Annotated in this window: 3 protein-coding genes; 1 reads left to right on the forward strand and 2 read right to left on the reverse strand. The window is 62.9% G+C overall.

Annotated features, from left to right (window positions below; translation table 11 throughout):
* Window positions 1-526: RICIN domain-containing protein (locus VI25_RS25315; protein ID WP_161806997.1), on the forward strand; the 526-nt coding region annotated here is incomplete at its 5' end.
* A 79-nt stretch (window positions 527-605) separates the two neighbouring features.
* Here VI25_RS25315 and VI25_RS20230 read toward each other — a convergent pair.
* Both VI25_RS20230 and VI25_RS25320 read right to left on the reverse strand, forming a co-directional pair.
* Window positions 606-3,242, reverse strand: coding sequence for a response regulator (locus VI25_RS20230; RefSeq protein ID WP_055562777.1), 2,637 nt, complete (start codon window positions 3,240-3,242; stop codon window positions 606-608).
* Between the two features lie 38 nt (window positions 3,243-3,280).
* Window positions 3,281-4,103, reverse strand: an 823-nt coding sequence (locus VI25_RS25320) for a two-component regulator propeller domain-containing protein (RefSeq protein ID WP_410503446.1), incomplete at its 5' end; no start/stop codon positions are given.

Here is a 4,103-nt window from a genome sequence, read left to right on the forward strand (position 1 = left end):
CGGCTTGTACCTCGACGGCATGGGCCGCACTACTAACGGCGCCACAGCAGGCCAGTACGGCAACAGCGGCAGCCCCAACCAGCACTGGGCAGTAGAGCAGTTTGACGGTGATTTCTACCGCATCCGCAACCGCACTACTAGCCTCTACCTCGATGGCATGGGCCGCACTACCAATGGCGCTGATGTAGGCCAGTGGGCCAATACTACCAATGCCAACGCCCAATGGGGCTTTGGCAGCCCCGCGGCGGCCCGCATGGCTACCACCCTCGCCGCTCAGCCCGCCACGGCCGATGCTAGCCCTACGCTTTATCCAAACCCAGTGCGCGACGTGCTGCACATCAATCTGCCGCAGAGCAGCCGCGACACCCGCGCCCGCATCCTCAACATGACAGGCCAAGTGGTGCGTAGCCTACCGCTAACCGGCGCCGACGGCGCGCTAGATGTGCACGACCTGCCAAGCGGGCTGTACCTAGTGGAGCTTGCCACCGCTACCCAAACCACCCGGCTACGGTTTGTGAAGGAATAGCGCGCCGCCTACCCACAACAAAAGCCCGCCTCCAGCTAGTGGAGGCGGGCTTTTGTTGTGGGTAGGCAGTTAGGCGCCCCTACGGCCTGGTCGCTTCCGGCCGGTGCTGACGGGCATATTCCGAAGGAGTTTGACCGAAGCGCTTTTGAAAAATAACCCGGAAGTAGTTGGCATCGGCAATGCCGACAGCATCCGCTATTTCGGCTATGCGCAGCTGCGAGTGCGTGAGAAGCTGGGCAGCTCGCTTCAGGCGCACATCCCGAATGAACTCGACGGCCGTCTGCCCCGTCAGGGTTTTGAGGCGGCGGTAAAAGGTCGACTGGCTCATGGCCAGCGCAGCGCTCAGCTCGGCCACCTTAAAATCAACATCACTTAGGTGCTGCTCTACCGCCGCCATGGCGGCTTCGAGAAATTGCCGGTCAGCATCGGGCACCACCAATTCAGTGGGTTCCAGCAGTATCTGGCGTTGGTAATATTCGTGCATCCGGCGCCGGTTGCGCAGCAAGGCTTCCACTTTGGCCCGCAGCACGCTTGAATCGAAGGGCTTGCTCGCGTATTCGTCGGCCCCTACGCCTAGGCCCTCCAGCTCGTGGGTAGCCGCCGTGCGCGCCGTCAGCAACACGACTGGAATGTGGCTGGTTTTGGGATGCTGCTTTACTCGCTGGCACAGCTCTAGGCCATCGGCACGCGGCATCATCACATCCGAAACAATCAGGTCGGGTAGCTGGGCCAGCACCTGCTCCCAGCCCGCCACGCCGTCTTCAGCCACCGCGACGCGGTAGTCGGCGGCAAAAAGCTGCTGCAGGTACGCGCGCAGCTCGTCGCTGTCTTCCACTATGAGCAAGCTTGATAGTTCTGCCCCCCCAGCCGCTTCTGGAGTAGCGGGTAGCAGGCTTTCGGGCTCCTTGCCAGTAGGCGGCTCGAGCAGGCTTTCCGCCGCTTTATCCGTAAGCGGTTCGGGCGAGTTTTCGGGTTGCAAATCTTCGGGCAGCAGGTGCTGGCGGCCGAATGGCAGGCGCAGCTCGAAGGTAGTGCCTACGCCCACTGTACTGGCTACCAGTAGCTGGCCGCCGTGCCGCTCGGCAAACTGCCGCGCCAGGGCCAGCCCAATACCCGTGCCCACCCCGCCAAGTGCGGTGGTATGCGAGGCTTGGTAATACACATCAAAAATATGCGGCAGCTCATGAGCGGCAATGCCAATGCCCGTGTCCGAAACACTAATTTTCAAGTAGTTGTCGACCACCTGCGCGTTTTCCGTCACGGCTTCGTTGCCCGCCGCACCTATCACCCGCGCTCCCAGTACCACGCGGCCCTGCGCACGGGTGTAGGTGAGAGCATTGGCCAGCAGATTGGTCAGGATGATTTCCAGCTTGCTGGGGTCGAAGTACAGCGCAACGGGCGCAGCCGGCACGTCCAACACCAGCTCGATGCCACGCTCGCGGGCCTGGTCCTCAAACGTGCCGAATACGCGGGTAAGCACTGGAGCCACGGCGGTGTAGCTGGCCCGCAGCGGCACGTGGCCGCTCTCTACCTTCCGAAAATCGAGCAGCTGGTTTACTAGCTCGTGCAGCTTGCGGGCCTGCTGCTGCACGGGCCGCAGCTTGCTCAGCAAATCGGGTACTCGCTCGCCGCGCATGATGTCCTCCACTGGCCCTAGTATCAGGGTGAGCGGGGTGCGCAGTTCGTGGCTGATGTTAGTGAAAAAGCCCAGCTTGAGATTGGTCAACTCTTTCTCTTTTTCCACCTTAAACTGCTCTAGCGCCAGCTTACTTTGCAGCCGCTGCTGCGCCATTTCCACCCGCCGGTACAGACCCACGGCTCCCAGCGCGGCCAGTGCGTAGAGCGCGTAGGCCCAACTGGTGCGGTACCAGGGGGCTAGTACCTCCAGTGACAAGCTAGCAGATGTGCCCGACCAGTTGCCTTCCCCGTTGGAGGCCTTTACTTGCAGCGTGTAGTGCCCCGAGGGTAGGTTGGTGAAGGTAGCCGAGCGCTGCCCATAGCCGGGGCTGACCCAGTCGTTCTGGTAGCCCAGCAGCCGGTAGGCGTACTGGTTTTTTTGCGGATTGACGTAGTTCAGGGCCGCAAACTCGACCGAGAAGTTGTTTTCGGCCGCCCGTAGGGTCAGCGGCGGGCGGCGGGGCAAGGCCTCAGGCAGCAGCACCCGCCCGTTGAAGGGGCGGCCCACAGCCACCGGCCGGTTCATCACCCGCAGTTCGGTAAACTGCACCTGCGGCGGACGGCGGTTGGCCAGAATGCGCCCTGGCTGAAAGTAATTGAGCCCGTTAATCCCGCCAAAGTACAGCGTCCCATCCTGGGCGCGCGCCGCCGAGTTTATCTTGAAGGCGTTGCTTTGCAAGCCATCAGCCACATCATAGCGCAAATACTGGCGATTGGTGGGCGTGAAGCGGTACAGCCCCGTGCCGCCCACCCACAAGTTGCCGTCGTCGTCGGCCAGCAGGCTTTCCACGTCAGTTTCGGGCAAGTAGCGGGCCAGGCTGCTCAGGTGGTCGTGGCCCTGTGCATCGGGCGCGAGGCGCAGCAGCCCGCCGCCAATGGTTCCAATCCACAAGCTGCCGGCCTTATCCAGCAGCAGGGGCCACACGTAGTTGACGGGCAGGCTATTGGGCTGACCGGGTGCGTACTGATAGTGCGCCAGCAGGCGCACGGAGTCAGCGGTGGGGCGCAGTTTCAGCAGGCCGGCATCGTGCGTGCTCACCCATAGTACATCGTGCGACGCGTCATAGAGCAGGTAGGTCAGCTGCTCGGAGGGCAGGTGGCCTGCGTGCGGTTATAGCGCGCTAGCAGGCGGCCATCGGGAGATAGGCGCACCAGGCCCCACTCAAAGCTGGCCAGCCAGATAGTCCCCCAGCGGTCCTGGGTAATAGACTCGATAGCCCCTGCCAGGCTTACCCCACCCGGTAGCTGCCGGGTAAACGTGAAGCGTGGCGCCCCCCCACCCGCTGGGCGGCGCAGGGTGGCGAAGCCGCCATTGCGAGTGCCAAACCACAGGGTGCCATCGGCAGCCTGAAAAATAACCGACACGTCGATTGTGCGGGAGGCATCGGTGGCTTGGGTCAGGTAGTGCCGGTAGGTTTGCGTGGCCAGATCATAGGCCGCAATGCCGTTGCGGGTGCCCAGCCACAGCGTATGCGTGGCTTCCTCTTTGTAAATGGCGTTGATATAATTGCTGGCCGTCGTGAGCGGGCCGGCAAGCTGGCGGCGCAGGTGCCCGAATTTTTTCTGGAGTAAATCAACCTTATTAAGCCCGCCAGCGGAGGCGCACAGCCACATCACCTGATTTCGGTCTTCGTAGAGCTGATGCACGCGCTCGGAGTTCATGCTGGTCGGCACGCCATCCTGGGGGGCTAGCCGCGTAGGGAGAGGGCGCACGGGTGGGGCCGCGCCGGTAGTAGCCCCGGCTTCCCATACGTAGAGGCCGTTGAGGGTACCGGCCCACAGCCGCCCGAAGGAGTCGAGGCGCACCGACAGCACAAACGGTAAGGCTTGCGGCAGTCCGTGCGCGGCCAAGTGGTGACGGGCCTTGCGGCTGGCCGCCGGTACCCACAGCACCTGGCTG

The organism is Hymenobacter sp. AT01-02 (genome assembly GCF_000961955.2).
Taxonomy (GTDB): Bacteria; Bacteroidota; Bacteroidia; order Cytophagales; family Hymenobacteraceae; genus Hymenobacter; species Hymenobacter mucosus.